We start from the raw sequence: 17,465 nt of genomic DNA on the forward strand, positions 1-17,465 counted from the left end.
GGTCAGGCGCGCGGGCGGTCCATCTCGAAAATGGTGTCGATGCTGGCGTAGTCGCGGTAGCCGAGTCGGGCGAGCGGGCGCAGGCGGGTGATGTCGACGTGGCCGTTCGTCAGCACCTCGTCGGCGATGTGGATGCCGACCACCTCGCCCAGCACCAGCCAGTTCTTCGCCTCGCCGCCGGCCTTGCCGAGGATCGGAACGGTCTGGGTGTGGACGCATTCGAGCGCGACGGGCGTCTCGACGACGCGCGGGGCGCGCACGACGCGGCCGGGCACCGAGGTGAGACCCGCAAGGGTGAACTCGTCGACCTCGGGACCGACGCCGGCCGAGGAGGCATTCATCGCCTCGCGGAGATCGTAGACGGCGAGATTGAAGACGAACTCGCCGGTCGCCTCGACATTGACGAGGCTGTCCTTGCGGCCGGAGCTCGAGAAGCCCACGACATAGGGCCGGGTCGAGAAGGCGGCGAAGTAGCTGTAGGGCGCGAGGTTGCGCACGCCGTCCGCCGACAGCGTCGAGATCCAGCCGATCGGCCGCGGCGCGACGAGCGCGAGGAACGGATCGTGCGGCAGGCCGTGCGGCTCCGTGCGGGGGGCGTAGAACATCAGGCGGTCCATTCGCTGACGATGTCGGAAAGCGCCGGCCGCGGCCGGTCCTGCGGCGGCACGGTGGGCGTTCCGACATGGATGAAGGCGACGAAGCGCTCGCCGTCGCCGAGGCCGAGCATCGCGGCCGCCTCCGCGTCATAGGCGCACCACTCGGTCAGCCACTGGCCGGAGAAGCCGGCGGCGTGCACCGCGACGAGCAGGTTCTGCGCCGCGGCGGCGGCCGACATCTGCTGCTCCCAGATCGGGATCTTCACATGCTCGGCCGCCTGGCTGACGACGCCGATCACCAGCGGCGCGCGGCTGAAGCGCCCCCGCTCCTCGGCGAGCCGCGCGTCGGTCGCCGCCGGATCGCGGGCCGCGACGATGGCCGCCAGCCGCTCGCCGACCGCGGCGCGTGCATCGCCGCGATAGACGATGAAGCGCCACGGGGTCAGCTTGCCGTGGTCGGGCACGCGCGACGCGATGGTGAGGAGCTGATCCAGCGTGGCCTGGTCGGGGCCGGGCTCGGCGAGGAAGGCGGCCGAGATGGTACGGCGCGTCGCGAGAAGGTCGAGGGCATCGGGCATGGAGCGGGGAACCACCGGCAGGAACGGAATCTGCCGGCTGATATGGACCTTTTCGCCCGACCGCGCCAGACTGCCGCCGCGGGCGGGCCCCCGGCCGCGACTTGAATTCGCCACGAACTTTGCCGATCACGGCTTCACCGCTTCCTGAGTGGGACCGAACACGCCTTGGCCTCCGACCACCTCTCCACCGCCGCATCCATCGCCGCAACCCGCCGTCTCCGCGACGGGCGGCCGGGGATCCGGCGTGCGGCCGGGGCGGCAGCGATCGGCGGCCTGCTGCTGATTGCACTCCAGGGCCCGGCGGCGGCGCAGAACTTCGACGGCGAAGGCGGCTTTGCACCCGGCGGTCTCGAGCCCGGCATCGGCCTGCCCGGTGGTCCGACCGACGGCGTGCTGCCCTATGCCCCCTCGACGCTGCCGGCGATGCCCGGGCTCGACGGCGAGATCCTGCCGGGCGAAGCGGACCTGCTCGTATCGGCGCGGCTCACCGAGGACGGGCCGGAGATCAAGACCGGCATCGTCTGGCGCATCTTCTCCAGCCTGCCCGGCCCCGACGGCAAGCTGGTGCTCGCGGCTTCGGGCTCCGGCGGTTCGGCCAACTTCAAGCTCGAGCCCGGTACCTACTTCGTGCATTGCGACTTCGGCTACGCCTCCGCGACGGTACGCACCGATGTGGAAAAGGGGCTGAAGCGCGAGCAGGTCGTGCTCAATGCCGGCGGCCTGAAGCTCAGCGCCGCCACCGACGAGACCGACCCGATCGATCCCGCCAAGGTGCGCTTCGACATTTATTTCATGGAGTTCGACCAACTCGGCGAGCGCAAGGTGGCGGCCGAGAACATCGCCGCCGACGAGATCGTGCGGCTGCCGGTCGGCACCTATCACGTCGTCAGCCGCTATGGCGCGGTCAACGCCACCGTACGCGCCGACATCGACGTGCGCGCCGGCAAGCTGACCGAGGCGCAGCTGTTCCAGAAGGCCGCCGAGGTGACGCTAAAGCTGGTCGGCGAGGAAGGCGGCGAGGCGATCGCCGACACGCACTGGTCGATTCTCACCCCCGGCGGCGACATCGTCTCGGAAGGCGTCGGCGCCTTCCCGACCTTCGTGCTCGCGGCGGGCGATTACACCGTGGTTGCAAAGCACAACGAGCGCGTGTTCTCACGCGACTTCAACGTCGAATCCGGCCGCGACGGCGAAGTCGAGGTGCTGACGGAGAACCCGATCGACACCTCGCAGGGCGTCAACTCGGACGACGACGGGCGCTAGTCCGCGTGCTGCGGCCCTCCTTCCGAAGCCGACACGAAAAGAGCCCCGCGATCCTGACGATCGCGGGGCTTTTGTCGTTTCCGGAGCGCCGTCCGGCGCGGGGCGGTCGGCCCCGCGCGGCCGCTGTCACGCCACGCGGTCTTTCGGCGTCTCACCCTTGAAGAAGGCTTCGAGGTTGTCCATCACACGCCAGCCCATCGCCTCGCGGGTGGCGAGCGTCGCCGAGCCGAGGTGCGGCAGCAGCACGGCCTTTTCGGTGGCGAGCAGCTCCGGCACGATCTTCGGCTCGCCCTCGAACACGTCGAGGCCGGCGCCGGCGATCGTGCCCGCTTCAAGCGCCGCGGCCAGCGCGACGCCGTCGACGACTTCACCGCGGGCCGTGTTGACGAGGATCGCGGTCGGCTTCATCAGCTTCAGCCGCTCGGTGCTGATCAGGTGGTAGTTCTCCTTGCCACCCGGCATGTGCAGCGAGACGACGTCCGCCTCGGCCAGCACCGCCTCGATCGAATCGCGCGCCTCGGCCCCGGTTTCCGCCGCGAGTTCCGGCTTCACCGGATAGGCGTCGAAGTAGATCACCTTCATGCCGAAGCCGAAGTGGGCGCGCTTCGCCGCCTCGCGGCCGATGCGGCCGAAGCCGAGCACGCCGAAGACGCCACCCGACACCTTGGTGCCGATCATGTGGGTCGGCCGCCAGCCGGTCCACTTGCCGGCACGCACTTCGCGCTCGCCCTCGCCCGCCCGGCGCGCCGCCATCAGCATCAGCGTGATGGCGAGGTCGGCGGTGCAGCCCGACAGCACTTCCGGCGTGTTGGTGACGACGAGCCCGGCCTTCTTCGCCGCCTCGGTGTCGATGTGGCTGTAGCCGACGCCGTAGCTCGCGAGGATCTTGGCGCGCGGCGCCTCGACGGCGAGAGCGGCCGCGTCGACCTTGTCGGACACGGTCGGGCAGACGGCGTCATAGTCGTTCAGCGCCTGACGGATCTCGTCGACCGTCATCGGGACGTCGCTCTCGTTGAGCGTGACGTCGTAGGTCTCTTTGAGCTTGGCCTCGACCGCCTCGGGCCAGCGGCGGGTGATCAGGACTTTCGGTTTCGTGGCCACGGCGTTTCCCCATGCTTGCTTGCGGCGACCGGCGCTGCCGGTGCGGTTTTCCATGAACACCGGCCGCGGCCGGCGCAGGCGGTGGTGTTACGATGCGGGCGGCAGGCTGTCGATGCCGGCCGGGGGCCCGCGAACCTGTGTCGTCGCCGGTCGAGGCGCGAGTTCGGGCTGCTCGGCCGTCGGGCACTCGCCAGGACCGCAATCCCCGACCCGCCTCATCCTGAGGAGGCCCGCGAGGGCCGTCTCGAAGGACGGGGCGGCCCGGGCCTTGCCGGTGGCGGGCCGGCGCCGGGGCCACCCTCGTCCTTCGAGACGCATCGCGATGCGATGCTCCTCAGGATGAGGGTGGAGGTTGGCCGAGTGTGTCCCCGGCCACCGCCCTGCCCCTCAGAGACCCGTCGCCCCCCTCAGGCCGCGGCGGCTTTCGCCAGCATGGCCTGTACGGTGGTGCCGAACTCGGCGGGGGTCGGGACGATCGTCAGCCCGCACTCGCGCAGGATCTCGACCTTCTCCGCCGCGCTTTCGCCCGACGACGAGACGATCGCACCGGCGTGGCCCATGCGGCGGCCCTTCGGCGCCGAGAGGCCGGCGATGTAGGCGCAGACCGGCTTCTTCATGTGCTTCTGGATGTACTCGCCGGCTTCCGCCTCCTGCGGGCCACCGATCTCGCCGATCATCACCACCGCGTCGGTGTCGGGATCCTCGTTGAACAGCTCCATGATGTCCTTGAAGGACGAGCCGTTGATCGGGTCGCCGCCGATGCCGACCGAGGTCGAGACGCCGATGCCGAGGTCCTTCATCTGCGAGGCCGCCTCGTAGCCGAGGGTGCCGGAACGGCCGACGATGCCGATGCGGCCCTTCAGGTAGATGTGGCCGGGCATGATGCCGAGCAGGTTTTCGCCCGGCGTGATGACGCCGGCGCAGTTCGGGCCGAGGAGCCGCATGCGGTCCTCTTTCTTGTAGCGGCGCATGTAGCGCTTCACGCGCATCATGTCCTGGGCCGGGATGCCGTCGGTGATGCAGACGCAGACCTTGATGCCGCTGTCGGCGGCTTCCATGATCGAGTCGGCGGCGAAGGGCGGCGGCACGAAGACGATCGAGGCGTGCGCCTTGGTCGTCTCGACAGCTTCCTTCATGGTGTTGAACACCGGCACGCCGTAGATCTCGGTGCCGCCCTTGCCGGGCGTGACGCCGCCGACCACGGGGGTGCCGTAGCGGATCATGTCTTGCGCGTGGAAACCGCCGATCTTGCCGGTGATGCCCTGCACGAGGACGGGCGTGTTCTTGTTGATGAGAACGGACATTCCTCAGGCTCCCGGCTTGTAGTTCTTTGCGGCGGCGACCGACTTCTCGGCCGCTTCGGCGAGCGTCACGGCGGTGATCACGGGCAGGCCGCTCTCGTCGATGATGCGACGGCCTTCCTCGACGTTGGTGCCGGCGAGGCGGACGATCAGCGGACGGTCGAGCCCGGCGAGTTCCACCGCCTTCACCACGCCCTGGGCGACCCAGTCGCAGCGGTTGATGCCGGCGAAGATGTTGACCAGCACCGCCTTGACGTTGTCGTCCTGGGTGACGAGGCGGAATGCCTTCGCCACGCGCTCAGGCGTCGCGCCGCCGCCGATGTCGAGGAAATTGGCGGGCTCGCCGCCGGCGAGCTTGATCATGTCCATGGTCGCCATGGCGAGGCCGGCGCCGTTGACGATGCAGCCGACGTCGCCCTCGAGGCCGACGTAGGAGAGACCGCGGTCGGCGGCCTGGGTCTCGCGCGGGTCTTCCTGGCTCTTGTCGCGCAGTTCCGAGATGTGCGGATGACGGAACAGCGCGTTGTCGTCGAAGCTCATCTTGGCGTCGAGCGCGAGAAGGTGGTTCTCGCCGGTCAGCACCAGCGGGTTGACCTCCAGCATCGTCGCGTCGTTGTCGCGGAAGGCGCGGTAGCAGCCGAGGATCAGCGTCACCGCTTCCGACAGCACGCTGGCGTCGAGGCCGAGGGCGAAGGCGAGCTCGCGGGCCTGGAAGGCCTGCATGCCGACGGCCGGCTCGACGAAGATGCGGATCAGCGATTCCGGCCGGTGCTCGGCGATCTCCTCGATGTCCATGCCGCCTTCGGCCGAGGCCGCGACGACGACGCGCTCGGTCTTCCGGTCGAGCAGAAAGCCGAGGTAGAGCTCGCGCTCGATCTTGCAGCCGGCCTCGACGTAGAGGCGGAAGATGCCCTTGCCGGAGGGGCCGGTCTGGTTGGTGACGAGGCGCCGGCCGAGCATGCCTTCGGCGGCCGCCTCGACGTCGTCCTCGCTCTTGCAGATCTTGACGCCGCCGGCCTTGCCGCGGCCGCCGGTGTGCACCTGGGCCTTCACGACCCAGACGCTGCCGCCGATTTCCCGGGCGCGATACGCCGCCTGCTCGGGGCTGTAGGCGAGCCCGCCGCGCGGGATCGGCACGCCGAACTTGGCCAGGATTTCCTTGGCCTGGTACTCGTGGATATCCATGGTCGCCTCCTCCTCGGGCAGATTGATTGGGCCTTGGACGGGCTCGAATCCCTCCCCCTCGTGGGGGGGTGGCGAGCGCAGCGAGCCGGGAGGGGTGCGGCCTCTCCGCAAAATGCGGCGGCGCTGCACCCCTCCCGACCCGGCCTTCGGCCGGGCCACCCTCCCCACGAGGGGGAGGGATGTTGTCAGTCGCCTCCCCTCCTCCGGGAGGCGCGGCCGCCTCAGGCCGCCGAACGGTCCGCCTTCCCCTTCGCCTCGATGGCGTCGGCGACGGTGACGACGTTCTGCGCCATGCGCTCCGACGCGGCGTCGATCATGCGGCCGTCGAGCGAGGCTGCGCCCTTGCCCTGGGCGGCGGCTTCGGCCAGCGCCTGGATGATGCGGCGGGCGCGGTCGACTTCGGCGGGCGGCGGCGAGAACACGTCGTTGGCGAGCGCGATCTGGCTCGGGTGGATCGCCCACTTGCCTTCACAGCCGAGCACGGCGGCGCGCTTGGCGGCCTTGACGTAGTCTTCCGGCGAGTTGAAGTCGCCGAACGGGCCGTCGATGGCGCGCAGGCCGTAGGCCCGGCAGGCGGTGACCATGCGGTCGATCGCGGCGTGCCACTGGTCGCCCGGGTAGTCGGGATTGAGGCCGCCGATGACGACGGTGCGCGAGCGGCGCGAAGCCGAAAAGTCGGCGACGCCGAAGTGCAGCGCCTCGAGGTTGCGCGCCGCGGCGATCGCCTCGACGTTGGCCATGCCGAGGGCGGTCTCGATCAGCGCCTCGAGGCCGATCTCGTTCTTGAGGCCCTTGGCCTCGCGGATCTGGGCGACCATCATCTCGACGACGTAGACGTCGGCCGGCACGCCGACCTTCGGGATCAGGATGGTGTCGAGGAACTCGCCGGCCTGCTCCACCACGTCGACGACGTCGCGGTACATCCAGTAGGTGTCGAGGCCGTTGATGCGGACCGACATCGTCTTGCCGCGGGCGCGCCAGGGAAGCTCCTGCAGCGCCTTGATGATGTTCTCGCGCGCCTGGACCTTGTCGTTCGGGGCGACGGCGTCCTCGAGGTCGAGGAAGATGAAGTCGACGTCGGAGTTGAGCGCCTTCTCGAACATCGCCGGGTTGGAGCCGGGAACGGCGAGCTCGGAGCGCTGCACGCGCGTCTTCACGGGCTTGAACTGGGTGAAGCTCATGGGATCTGACCTTTCGGGACGATCTCGGCGGGTGGCCGGAGCGTCCTCATCCGTTCGATGCGGTTTGAACCGGCCCGCAAGAGCGGGCCGGCTGATGACGGGCTTCGTCTGACGGCTCAGGCCGCGTTGCGGCGGCTGCCGTAGTACTGCTGCGCCGCGGCGACGCCCGAGCCGAACTCGATCTCGGCGCCGCAATCATTCAGCGCCATCTCGGCCGCGCCAAGCGCGCCGAGCAGCATCAGTTCGTTCAGCGCGCCGAGGTGGCCGATGCGGAACACCTTGCCGGCGACCTTGTTGAGGCCGACGCCGAAAGAGACGCCGTAGCGGCTGTAGGCCTGCTTCACGACCTGGGCGCTGTCGACGTTCTCGGGAACGTAGATCGCGCTGACCGTGTCGGAGTGCCACTTCGGCTCCTTGGCGCAGACCGTCAGGCCCCACGCCGTCACCGCCTTGCGCACGCCTTCGGCGAGCCGGTGGTGGCGGGTGAAGACGTTCTCGAGGCCTTCCTCGAAGATCAGGTCGAGCGAGGCGCGCAGGCCGCGCAGCAGCGTGGTCGCCGGGGTGTAGGGGAAGTAGCCGTCCTTGTTGGTGCGGATCATGTCCTCGAAGGACAGGAAGCAGCGCGGCATCTTCGCGGTCTTGTTGGCTTCCAGCGCCTTCTGGCTCACGCAGATGATCGCGAGGCCGGTCGGCAGCATGAAGCCCTTCTGCGAGCCGGAGACGGCGCAGTCGACGCCCCACTCGTCCATGCGGAAGTCGATCGAGGCGATCGAGGACACGCCGTCGACGAACAGCAGCGCCGGGTGGTCGGACGCGTCGAGCGCCTTGCGGACGCCGGCGATGTCGGAGGTGACGCCGGTGGCGGTCTCGTTGTGCGTGGTGAGCACCGCGCGGATCTTGTGCTCCTTGTCGGCGGCGAGGATGTCGGCGAATTCCTCGACCGGCACGCCCTCACCCCAGGGGCGATCGACGATCTGGACCTCGAGGCCGAGGCGCTCGCACATGTCGACCCAGAGCAGCGAGAACTGGCCGAAGCGCGAGATCAGCACCTTGTCGCCGGGGTTCAGCGTGTTGGTGAGCGCCGACTCCCAGCCGCCGGTGCCGGACGCCGGGTAGATGAAGCACTGGCCGGTGGTGGTCTTGAAGACCTTCTTCAGGTCTTCGAACAGCGGCAGGGTCAGCGTCGGGAAGTCGGGAGCGCGCATGTCCTCCATCGGGAGGTTCAGGGCACGGCGGACCTGGTCGGGAATGTTGGTCGGGCCAGGAATGAACAGGCCGGTGTGGTAGCGCATGGGAGACCCTCTTGTTCGCTTCCCGAGATTTTCTTGTCCCTCGAGAGGTCTTGGACAGGCATCAACGGTGCCCCGGTGATACGCCCCGGGCTCCCCTGCGGACAAGTGCCCTTACCCCACGCAATGGTGCGACTTGATGATCCACTCCAAATCAACGCAATATGGCGGCGAGCCATGACGTGGAGTAATGGCAATGCTGCGGCGCAACCTCCCCCCGGTGAACAGTCTCGTCATTTTCGAAGCGGCGGCCCGGCATCTCAACTTCACCCGCGCGGCCGGCGAGATGGGCCTGACGCAGGCCGCCGTCAGCCGGCAGATCCAGGCGCTGGAGGCGGATCTCGGCACCTCCCTGTTCGTGCGCCAGGCGCGCGGCCTGCAACTCACCAAGGACGGCGAGCGGCTGCGCCACGCCGTGACGATGGGGCTCGAGTACATCGCGACGACCAGCGCCGACATCCGCCGCCGCCAGCGCCGGCCGCGGGAACTCACCGTCTCGACCAGCGTCAGCTTCGCGTCCTACTGGCTGGTGGCGCGGCTCGCGAAGTTCCGCGGCCAGCATCCGGAGATCGATCTCCGGTTGCTCGCCTCCGCGCAGGTCTCGGACCTCACCGCGAGCGGCATCGACGTCGCGATCCGCTACGGCTTCGGCCACTGGCTGGGGCTTTCGTCGGAGCGCCTGTTCGGCAACGAGATCTGGCCGGTCTGCGCGCCGCGCTACCTCGAAGGACGGCCGAAGCTGCGCAACGTCAGCGACCTTCTGAACGAGACGCTGCTCAGCCTCGGCGAGTTCGACGACAACTGGACGACCTGGGACAGCTGGTTCCGCGCGCACGACCTGACCAACCGGCCGGTCGGGCGCACCATCGCCTATGACAACTATCTCGTGCTGCTGCAGGCGGCGCTGCGCGGCGAAGGCATCGCGCTGTGCGGCCAGCGGCTCGCGGAGGATTTCATCGTCCGCGGCGACCTCGTGCGGCCGATCGAGATCGCGCTGTCGTCGGAGAAGGCGTTCTATCTCGTCTATCCGTCGACGACCGATCTTTCGCCGGCCGCGGAAGCCTTCTGCGCCTGGCTGCGCGACGAGGCCAAGGCCGAAGGGCGTCGATCGAACTAGGTGATTGTTCACCAATCCGTGGACAATCCGTTGGCGGCGCAGCAGCGCTCCGTATCGGCCCCTGCTCTCCCGTGCATCGGTCTCATGGCTGCCGAACCGCGGAAATCCGCGATTTCAATCGCGCGGCCCAGCTTGTTCCGCGGCGTTGAAGCTGTTTCGCCCTTGGCCGGGCCTGCGGTCTGCCGCACGCGCTGCGGGCCGACCCGTGCCCTACCCCCGCGCCGGCCGGGCTTCGACGGTCCGGCAGCGCGCCCAAATATTAACCGCCCTTCACCACGACGATTAAAGTTTTCAATACATCCCGGTGGGCATTTCTACATAGGCCCCCAATTAAATACTCTTTAAATCCCACCGTGTATCCATCCGGCAACAAGGGCGGATACACGGACGATGAAAGCTCTGGCCGTCGACGACAACGCAACCAACGCCTTCATGCTCGGCAAGCTCGTCGCCGCGGCCGGCATTGAATCGGTTGCGACCTCGACCGATCCACGCCTCGCCCTCGACCAGCTCGCCGCCGACCAGCACGACCTCTTGATCTGCGACTACATGATGCCCGGCCTCGACGGGCTCGAGCTGATCCGCGCGGTCCGGGCCATGCCGGGCTACGAGGACGTGCCCATCATCATGGTGACGACAGCCGACGAGCGCGCCGTCTGCTACGAGGCGCTCGAAGTCGGCGCGACCGACTTCCTGACCAAGCCGATCGACTTCATCGAGGCGCGCACCCGCATCCGCAATCTCGCCAAGCTGCGCCGCGCCCAGAACGCGCTGCGCGACCGCGCCGCCTGGCTCGCCGACGAGGTGACCAAGGCGACCGCCGAGATGGCGCAGCTCGAGGAAGAGATCATCCTGCGCCTGTCGCGCGCCGCCGAATACCGCGATACCGACACCGGCGAGCATGTGCTGCGCATGGCGCGGATCTGCCGCGAGATCGTCATGGAACTCGGCTACCCGGCGGACTTCTGCCGCGACCTCTACCTCGCGGCGCCGATGCACGACGTCGGCAAGATTGCCGTGCCCGATGCGATCCTGCGCAAGGTGGGGACGCTGACGCCCGAGGAACGGGCGCTGATGCAAACCCACACCACGATTGGCGCCGACATCCTCGCCCATTCGGACTCGCGGCTGATCCGGCTCGCGCACGAGCTCGCGCTGACCCATCACGAGCGCTGGGACGGCGGCGGCTATCCGAGCGGCCTCGTCGGCGAGGAGATCCCGATCTCCGGCCGCATCGCCGCCGTGGCCGACGTGTTCGATGCGCTGGTGTCGCCGCGCCCGTACAAGGCGGCGTGGTCGATCGCCACCGCCGCCGCGTTCATCCACGACCATGCCGGCACGCAGTTCGATCCGCGGATCGTGGCGGCCTTCGAAGCCCGGCTTCCCGCCATTGCGGCGATCGTCGCGCCGCTCGCCGACCGGCCGCCGTCGACGGCGGCCTCCGACCCTGCCCCGCTCCACCTCCTCAACACCCGCGCCTCGCACTGAATGCCGCGCCTGACTGCACCGTACTGGACACACCCCATGAAGACCGCAATTCGCCTCGCCGCCGGACTCGCCTTCGCCTTGACCCTCGTGGCCCCGCAGGCCGCACTGGCGCTCGACGCGCCGAAAGGCCCTGTGGTGCTCACCATCACGGGCGCCATCTCGGAAACCAACGCGCCGGACGCGGCGGAATTCGACCTCGAGATGCTCGAAGCGCTCGCCGGGCGCGTCACCGAGACCGAGACGCCCTGGATCGACGGCAAGCGCCGCTTCGAGGGTCCGCTCGGGCGGGCGGTGCTCGATGCGGTCGGCGCGAGCGGCGAGACACTCAACGTCGTCGCCCTCAACGACTATGCGGCGGAGATTCCGGTCGAGGACTTCCGCACCCTGGACGTCATCCTCGCGACCCGTCTCGACGGCAAGCCGATGTCGGTGCGCGAGAAGGGACCGCTGTTCGTGATCTATCCCTTCGACGCCGACAGCTCGCTCTACAACGAAAAATACTTCAACCGCTCGGTCTGGCAGGTCGCGCGGATCGAGGTGCACTGACGAGCGGGCCGGCATCGGACGCCTGACTTGAAACGGCGGCGCGGGCCCGTGGTCCGGGCCGGAGCCGCGCGGACGGCGGAGGGGGCGACATGCCGGGCCGATCGATGATTGCACCTGCCCCGACCGAACGGTTTCGCGGCCTCTTCACCCTGTCGGCCATCGCCGGGGTGTTCCTCGTCGCGGCCGTCGCGGTGCTCTGGATCCTGGTCGTCCGGCAGGACGAGATCCGCCAGGGCGTGCAGGAAGACGTGCTCTGGGCGACCTACCAGCTCGACCGCGAGGCGGCCAAGATGGCGGTCGCGGTGGACGAGTACCGCTACGGCGTTGACACCGACCTCACCCGGCTGACGCGGCGCTACGACATCCTGTACAGCCGCGCCGACCTTTTGACGCGGCGGGCCTTTGCAGACGCGATCCGCGCCGACCTCGAGCTTGAGCAGCGTTTCGTGATGTTGGCGGATCGCGTCCGCTCTATCGCGCCGCTGTTCGACGCCTTCGCGCAGGAGCGCGTGCCGACCGGCGCCGAGCTGGCCATGCTGTCCGGGCTGTTCACGAAGCTCGCGCAGGATTCCGAGCAGCTGGTGATGAAGCGCAACGGCGTTCTCTCGGCGGAGCGGGCCGATTCGCGCGACACCATCGCCTCGCTCTACCGGCTGCTCGCCGGCCTCGTCGCCGCACTGACCATCGCGATGCTGGCGATCGTGGTGGTGCTGGTGCGCCAGATCGGCGAAATCCTGTCCTCCCGCGCCAAGCTGCAGTCGATGACGGAGCGCCTGAAGCAGTCCGCTGACGCGGCCGAGGCGGGCAACCGGGCGAAATCGGCGTTCCTCGCCACGATGAGCCACGAAATCCGCACGCCGATGAACGGCGTGCTGGCGATGGCCGAGCTGCTCGCCGAGACCGACCTCGACGCCGACCAGCGCAAGGCGCTCGGCACGATCCGGTCCTGCGGCACGACGCTGATCGAGATCATCAACGACATCCTCGACTTCTCGAAGCTGGAAGCCGGCTCGTTCGACGTCGAGAGCGTCGTCTTCGACCCGGTCGCCGAGGCGACGACGGCGCTCCGGGCCGTGGAGCCGCGCGCGGCGGAAAAGAGCATCGCCCTGCTCGTCGCGCCGCAGATCGCGCCGGCGCGGCGCTTCGTCGGCGACCCGGCGCGCTTCCGGCAACTGCTGCTCAACTTCGCCAGCAATGCCGTGAAGTTCACCGAAACCGGCGTCGTCGTGGTGCGTATCCGCGCCGTCCAGGCGGGCAGCGCCACGAGCCTGCGCTGCGAGGTCGAGGACACCGGCATCGGCATTCCGGAAACGGCGCGGGAGCGTCTGTTCAGCGAGTTTCAGCAGGTCGACGCCAGCATCACCCGGCGCTTCGGCGGCACCGGTCTCGGCCTTGCGATCTGCAAGCGCATCGTCGAGGGGCTCGGTGGCGAGGTCGGCTTCCTCAGCGAGGAAGGCAAGGGCAGCCTGTTCTGGTTCGAGCTTCCGTTCCCGGCCGGTGACGACGAGCCGGTGCCCGATTCGCAGTCGCTCGACGGCTGCGCCGTCTGGATCGACGCCGACCGAGGCATCGAGCAGGACGCCCTCGCCGACCTCGTCGCCTATTGCGGCGGCGCCGTTGCCGCGCACGACGCCCGCTTCGTCTTCGCCTGCCGCGACATCGATCCGCGCGACCGGCAGCGGCCGGTCTCGATCCTGCGCCGCGGCGCCGCGAACACCGTCCCGGCACCGCGGGACGCCACCCTGCTGCGCGGCAACCTGCTCAGCCCCGCCGATGTCACCGCCGCGCTCGGCGGCAAGCTGCCGGTCGAGCGCCGCGGCGGCGCGGCGCCGGCGGAGGCCGGCGAGCGGCTTCGCATCCTCGTCGCCGAGGACAACCGGGTGAACCAGGAGGTCGCCCGGCGGGCGCTCGACCGCCTCGGCCATGACGTCGTGATCGCCGAGAACGGCCTCGAGGCACTGGCCCTCGCGGCCCGCGAAGCCTTCGACATCGTGCTGATGGACATGCAGATGCCGATGATGGACGGGCTGGAGGCGACGCGCGCGATCCGCCGCATGGACGGACCGGCCAGCCGGATCCCGATCGTGGCGATGACCGCCAACGCCTTCTCCAGCGACCGCGACGCCTGCATCGCAGCGGGGATGGACGGCTTCGTCGCCAAGCCGATCGATCTCACCCGCCTCGCCGAAGCGCTGGAGGCGGTGCGCCCGGCCTCCCCCGCCAGTCGCGGCCGCCTCGCCCTGCCGGAGCCGGAACCCGTCGCCGAGCCGGCCCCGTCGAGCGCCGCGCCGGCGATCTGCCTGAAGCGGCTGCGCCAGATCCGCGACGAATTCGGCGCCGATTCCGCCGAGTTCCTGATCACGAGCTTCGTCGAGGACGCGACCGGCCTGCTCGTCGCGCTCACCGATGCGCTGGAAGGCGGCGAGCCCGAGGTGATCCGGCGCGTGCTGCACACGATCAAGGGCTCGGCCTCGAACGTCGGCTTCAGCCGGATCGCGAGCCTTGCGACCGAGCTGATGGCCGGCGGGGCCGCGCCCGACCCGGCGCAGCTCAACCAGCTCGTCTTCGCCATTGCCTCGGTGGGTTCGGCGGCGGACGACGCACGCGCGGAACTCGCGGCCGAACATCGCGCCGCCTGAGGCCGCCACCGGATTGGAAGCGGCTCAGAGCCCGCGCGGTCCAAACCGGTTGGATTTCGGGAAGCCGGACGGCGGCAGGCGGCCGGCGGTGCCGCGCTCGCTGATCCAGTCGGCGAGCTCGGCGAGGCTGCGCACATAGGTGCTGCCGGCCGACGTCGTCCAGGTAAGGCCGACCACGCCGGAAAACACCCGCATGTCGGCGACGCTGCCGTCCTTGTAGCGCTGCAGGCGCACGCCCTTGCCGCGCGCCATCTCCGGCACCTGGTCGAGCGGGAACAGCAGCAGCTTGCGGTTCTCGCCGATCATCGCGACGTGGTCGCCCTCCGCCGGCACCGCAATCCGTGCCTCGACCGGCGCCGAAACGTTGAGCACCTGGCGGCCCTTGCGCGTCGTCGCGACGAGGTCGGTCTCGTCGACGAGGAAGCCGTAGCCGTCGCTGGAGGCGATCAGCAGCCGGCGGCCGGGCTTGTGCACGAACACCTCGACCGCGTCGGCGCCCTCCTCCAGATCGACCATCAGCCGGAGCGGCTCGCCGGTGCCACGGCCGCCGGGCAGCCGGTCGGCGCCCAGGGTGAACACCTTGCCGTTGGTGGCGAGCACCAGGATCTTGTCGGTGGTCTCGGCATGGAACGCGGTCTTCAGGCTGTCGCCGGCCTTGAAGGTGAGCGTGCCCATGTCCGCGACATGGCCCTTCATCGCCCGGATCCAGCCCTTCTGCGAGACAACGACGGTGATCGGCTCGCGCTCGATCAGCGCCTGCGCCACGTCGCCGACGTCGTGCACCGGCCGGTCGCCGAGCGTGGTGCGGCGGCGGCCGAGCTCGGTTTCGGGGCCGAATTGCGCGCGCACCTCGCCGATCTCCCAGCGCACCGCCGCCCACTGCTTGCCGTCGGAGGCGAGCAGCGCCTCGATGTCGGCGCGCTCGGCGGAGAGCTTGTCGTGCTCGCCGCGGATCTCGATCTCTTCCAGCTTGCGCAGGCTGCGCAGCCGCATGTTGAGGATCGCCTCGGCCTGGGTGTCGGTCAGGCTCCAGCGGGCCATCATGACGGCCTTGGGCTCGTCCTCCTCGCGGATGATGCGGATCACCTCGTCGAGGTTGAGGTAGGCGACGAGGTAGCCTTCGAGAATCTCGAGCCGGCGGAGGATCTGCTCGAGGCGGAAGCGCGAGCGGCGCTGCAGCACCTCGCGCCGATGCGCGAGCCACTCCTTCAGCACCTGGCGCAGGCCGATGACGTTGGGCACCTGGCCGCGCGACAGCACGTTCATGTTGAGCGGGAAGCGGGTTTCGAGCTCGGTGAGCTTGAACATCGATTCCATCATCAGATTGGCATCGACGGTGCGCGAGCGCGGCTCCAGCACGATGCGGACGTCCTCGGCGCTCTCGTCGCGGACGTCGGCGACGAGCGGCAGGCGTTTGGCCTGCAAGAGCTCGGCGATCTTCTCGATCAGCCGCGCCTTCTGCACCTGATAGGGAATCTCGGTGATGACGGCGACCCAGGTGCCGCGACCGAGATCCTCGATTGACCAGCGGGCGCGGACGCGGAAGCCGCCGCGGCCGGTGCGGTAGGCTTCGGTGATCGAGGCGGGCTCCTCGATCAGGATGCCGCCGGTCGGGAAATCCGGGCCGCGGACGAACTCGACCAGCTTCTCGACCGTCGCCTCCGGATCGTCGATCAGGTGCATCGCGGCGTCGCAGAGTTCGGCGGCGTTGTGCGGCGGGATCGAGGTCGCCATGCCGACGGCAATGCCGGACGAGCCATTGGCGAGCAGGTTCGGGAACGCGCCCGGAAGGACGATCGGCTCCTTCTCTTCGCCGTCATAGGTCTCGCGGAAGTCGACCGCGTCCTGGTCGAGGCCTTCGAGCAAGAGGCCGGCGACTTCGGTCAGGCGCGCCTCGGTGTAGCGCATGGCGGCGGCGTTATCGCCGTCGATGTTGCCGAAGTTGCCCTGGCCGTCGACGAGGGGATAGCGCTGGGCGAAGTCCTGCGCGAGGCGCACCAGCGCGTCGTAGACCGACTGGTCGCCGTGCGGATGGTATTTGCCGATCACGTCGCCGACGACGCGGGCGCACTTCTTGAAGCCCTGGCCGGGGTCGAGGCGCAGCAGCCGCATCGCGTAGAGCACGCGGCGGTGCACCGGCTTCAGGCCGTCGCGCACGTCGGGCAGCGCCCGGTGCATGATCGTCGACAGCGCATAGGCGAGATAGCGCTCTTCCAGCGCCGAGCGCAGGTTTACCGGCTCGATGCCGCCGGCCGGATCGTCGGGTCGCCGCGTCTCGTTTCCCATATGTCCCGGTTACGGCATCGCCGCGCCGCGGGCAACCGCCGTGCGCTGCGCCGCCGCATTTTTCCAGCCTTTCCGAGCATCCTGCGTGCCCGGCTTCATCCTCCATTGAGGCAACCGGGCCTAGCGTGCGGATGGCGCACGCCGAGATTGCGGCGCCGAGGGGGGAACCGCCATGTCCAGGTCGATCATCACCGCCGCCGTCCGGCGCCGCACCGCCTTCGCCGCTCTCCTCGGCGGCTTCGCCGCGCTCGCGCTGCCGCTGTCCGCGCTCGCGCAGGACAGCCACGACCCGGCAACCTACCAGCAGGTGCAGCCGGTTCTGAAGACGACCGAAACCGTCGTCGGCCAGCCGATCGTGTTCCCGGCGGCCCCGAACGGCGTCACCGCGGTGATCGTGACGCTCGGCCCCGGCGAGGCCACCGCCTGGCACCGCCACGACGCGCCGATGTTCGCCTACATCCTCGAAGGCGACCTCACGGTCACCTACGAAGGCATCGGCGAGAAGTCCTACACCGCCGGCGCGGCGCTGATGGAAGCCCAGCAGGTAATCCACCAGGGCCGCAACACCGGCACCGGGCCTGTGCGGATCCTGACGGTGTTTCTCACCGGCGAAGGCAGCGTGCCGACGACGATGACGGAGGCGCCGGGGAAGTGAGGATGGCGGGAGCACGGCGCCGGGGAGGTCGGCCGCCCGACCCGGCGTGGATGAAGAACGTACGACAGGTGCCTGATATAACTGCACTTGGTGGTCATGGTCCGCGCAGGCGGACCATCCACGAAGGCCGCGGGCACGGGGGAATGAACCGGGCAACGCGTCGCGCGGCTGCCGCACGTCCCTCGCCCGGGGCCGGTCGTGGATGGTCCGCCTGCGCGGACCATGACGAGGTTGGGGGGT

At 69.3% G+C, this 17,465-nt stretch carries 14 protein-coding genes; 6 read left to right on the top strand and 8 right to left on the bottom strand.

The features are described 5' to 3' along the window. Positions 1 to 2: 2 nt before the first annotated feature. Together I5731_RS18600 and I5731_RS18605 are read right to left on the bottom strand one after the other, a co-directional pair. On the bottom strand, positions 3 to 605 hold the full coding sequence (locus I5731_RS18600; RefSeq protein WP_197312911.1) for a flavin reductase family protein: 603 nt from the start codon (positions 603 to 605) through the stop codon (positions 3 to 5). Continuing rightward, on the bottom strand, positions 605 to 1,174 hold the full coding sequence (locus I5731_RS18605; RefSeq protein ID WP_197312912.1) for a nitroreductase family protein: 570 nt from the start codon (positions 1,172 to 1,174) through the stop codon (positions 605 to 607). The genes I5731_RS18600 and I5731_RS18605 overlap by 1 nt, the downstream gene beginning before the upstream one ends. A gap of 165 nt (positions 1,175 to 1,339) precedes the next feature. On the opposite strand from I5731_RS18605, the gene I5731_RS18610 reads away from it, so the two are divergent. After that, positions 1,340 to 2,437, top strand: coding sequence for a hypothetical protein (locus tag I5731_RS18610; RefSeq protein WP_197312913.1), 1,098 nt, complete (start codon positions 1,340 to 1,342; stop codon positions 2,435 to 2,437). A 126-nt stretch (positions 2,438 to 2,563) separates the two neighbouring features. Here I5731_RS18610 and I5731_RS18615 read toward each other — a convergent pair whose 3' ends face one another. From I5731_RS18615 to I5731_RS18635, 5 genes are all read right to left on the bottom strand, one after another. After that, complete coding sequence (locus I5731_RS18615; protein ID WP_328839195.1) at positions 2,564 to 3,538, bottom strand: 2-hydroxyacid dehydrogenase; 975 nt, start codon at positions 3,536 to 3,538, stop codon at positions 2,564 to 2,566. Positions 3,539 to 3,945: 407 nt separating this feature from the next. Then, on the bottom strand, positions 3,946 to 4,842 hold the full coding sequence (gene sucD, locus I5731_RS18620) for a succinate--CoA ligase subunit alpha (RefSeq protein ID WP_197312915.1): 897 nt from the start codon (positions 4,840 to 4,842) through the stop codon (positions 3,946 to 3,948). Positions 4,843 to 4,845: 3 nt separating this feature from the next. Further along, positions 4,846 to 6,024 carry a malate--CoA ligase subunit beta gene (locus I5731_RS18625; protein WP_197312916.1) on the bottom strand — a complete coding sequence of 393 codons (1,179 nt, stop codon included), beginning with the start codon at positions 6,022 to 6,024 and terminating at the stop codon, positions 4,846 to 4,848. Positions 6,025 to 6,245: 221 nt separating this feature from the next. Then, positions 6,246 to 7,205 (bottom strand): HpcH/HpaI aldolase/citrate lyase family protein, encoded by a 960-nt coding sequence (locus I5731_RS18630; protein WP_197312917.1) that lies wholly within the window; start codon positions 7,203 to 7,205, stop codon positions 6,246 to 6,248. Between the two features lie 116 nt (positions 7,206 to 7,321). Further along, complete coding sequence (locus tag I5731_RS18635) at positions 7,322 to 8,497, bottom strand: aminotransferase class V-fold PLP-dependent enzyme (RefSeq protein WP_197312918.1); 1,176 nt, start codon at positions 8,495 to 8,497, stop codon at positions 7,322 to 7,324. A 193-nt stretch (positions 8,498 to 8,690) separates the two neighbouring features. Between I5731_RS18635 and gcvA the strand changes: the two genes are divergently transcribed. The 4 genes from gcvA to I5731_RS18655 all read left to right on the top strand — a co-directional run bounded on the left by gcvA (position 8,691) and on the right by I5731_RS18655 (position 14,284). Next, the gene (gcvA, locus tag I5731_RS18640) at positions 8,691 to 9,611 is read left to right on the top strand and encodes a transcriptional regulator GcvA (RefSeq protein WP_197312919.1); all 921 of its coding nucleotides are present in this window, start codon (positions 8,691 to 8,693) and stop codon (positions 9,609 to 9,611) included. A gap of 390 nt (positions 9,612 to 10,001) precedes the next feature. Next, positions 10,002 to 11,099, top strand: coding sequence for an HD-GYP domain-containing protein (locus I5731_RS18645; protein ID WP_197312920.1), 1,098 nt, complete (start codon positions 10,002 to 10,004; stop codon positions 11,097 to 11,099). A gap of 36 nt (positions 11,100 to 11,135) precedes the next feature. Next, a complete protein-coding gene (locus I5731_RS18650; RefSeq protein ID WP_197312921.1) occupies positions 11,136 to 11,645 on the top strand; it encodes a hypothetical protein in 510 nt (169 codons plus the stop codon). Between the two features lie 104 nt (positions 11,646 to 11,749). Continuing rightward, positions 11,750 to 14,284: an ATP-binding protein gene (locus tag I5731_RS18655; RefSeq protein ID WP_197312922.1), complete on the top strand. Its 2,535-nt coding sequence runs from the start codon at positions 11,750 to 11,752 to the stop codon at positions 14,282 to 14,284. A 24-nt stretch (positions 14,285 to 14,308) separates the two neighbouring features. Here I5731_RS18655 and parC read toward each other — a convergent pair whose 3' ends face one another. Beyond that, positions 14,309 to 16,570 carry a DNA topoisomerase IV subunit A gene (gene parC / locus I5731_RS18660; protein ID WP_197312923.1) on the bottom strand — a complete coding sequence of 754 codons (2,262 nt, stop codon included), beginning with the start codon at positions 16,568 to 16,570 and terminating at the stop codon, positions 14,309 to 14,311. 172 nt (positions 16,571 to 16,742) lie between these two features. Here parC and I5731_RS18665 point away from each other — a divergent pair, with 172 nt between their 5' ends. Beyond that, entirely contained in the window at positions 16,743 to 17,225 is a 483-nt protein-coding gene (locus I5731_RS18665) for a cupin domain-containing protein (protein ID WP_197312924.1), read from the top strand. The last annotated feature ends 240 nt before the right edge of the window (positions 17,226 to 17,465 follow it).

The sequence above is a fragment of the Methylobrevis albus genome, assembly GCF_015904235.1.
Lineage (GTDB): Bacteria > Pseudomonadota > Alphaproteobacteria > Rhizobiales > Pleomorphomonadaceae > Methylobrevis_A > Methylobrevis_A albus.

Coding starts and splice junctions, on each gene's coding strand:
- I5731_RS18625 (WP_197312916.1), bottom strand. CDS start 6,024: ATGGATATCCACGAGTACCAGGCCAAGGAAATCCTGGCCAAGTTCGGC.
- I5731_RS18650 (WP_197312921.1), top strand. CDS start 11,136: ATGAAGACCGCAATTCGCCTCGCCGCCGGACTCGCCTTCGCCTTGACC.
- gcvA (WP_197312919.1), top strand. CDS start 8,691: ATGCTGCGGCGCAACCTCCCCCCGGTGAACAGTCTCGTCATTTTCGAA.
- I5731_RS18655 (WP_197312922.1), top strand. CDS start 11,750: ATGATTGCACCTGCCCCGACCGAACGGTTTCGCGGCCTCTTCACCCTG.
- I5731_RS18635 (WP_197312918.1), bottom strand. CDS start 8,497: ATGCGCTACCACACCGGCCTGTTCATTCCTGGCCCGACCAACATTCCC.
- I5731_RS18600 (WP_197312911.1), bottom strand. CDS start 605: ATGTTCTACGCCCCCCGCACGGAGCCGCACGGCCTGCCGCACGATCCG.
- I5731_RS18630 (WP_197312917.1), bottom strand. CDS start 7,205: ATGAGCTTCACCCAGTTCAAGCCCGTGAAGACGCGCGTGCAGCGCTCC.
- I5731_RS18665 (WP_197312924.1), top strand. CDS start 16,743: ATGTCCAGGTCGATCATCACCGCCGCCGTCCGGCGCCGCACCGCCTTC.
- parC (WP_197312923.1), bottom strand. CDS start 16,570: ATGGGAAACGAGACGCGGCGACCCGACGATCCGGCCGGCGGCATCGAG.
- I5731_RS18645 (WP_197312920.1), top strand. CDS start 10,002: ATGAAAGCTCTGGCCGTCGACGACAACGCAACCAACGCCTTCATGCTC.
- sucD (WP_197312915.1), bottom strand. CDS start 4,842: ATGTCCGTTCTCATCAACAAGAACACGCCCGTCCTCGTGCAGGGCATC.
- I5731_RS18605 (WP_197312912.1), bottom strand. CDS start 1,174: ATGCCCGATGCCCTCGACCTTCTCGCGACGCGCCGTACCATCTCGGCC.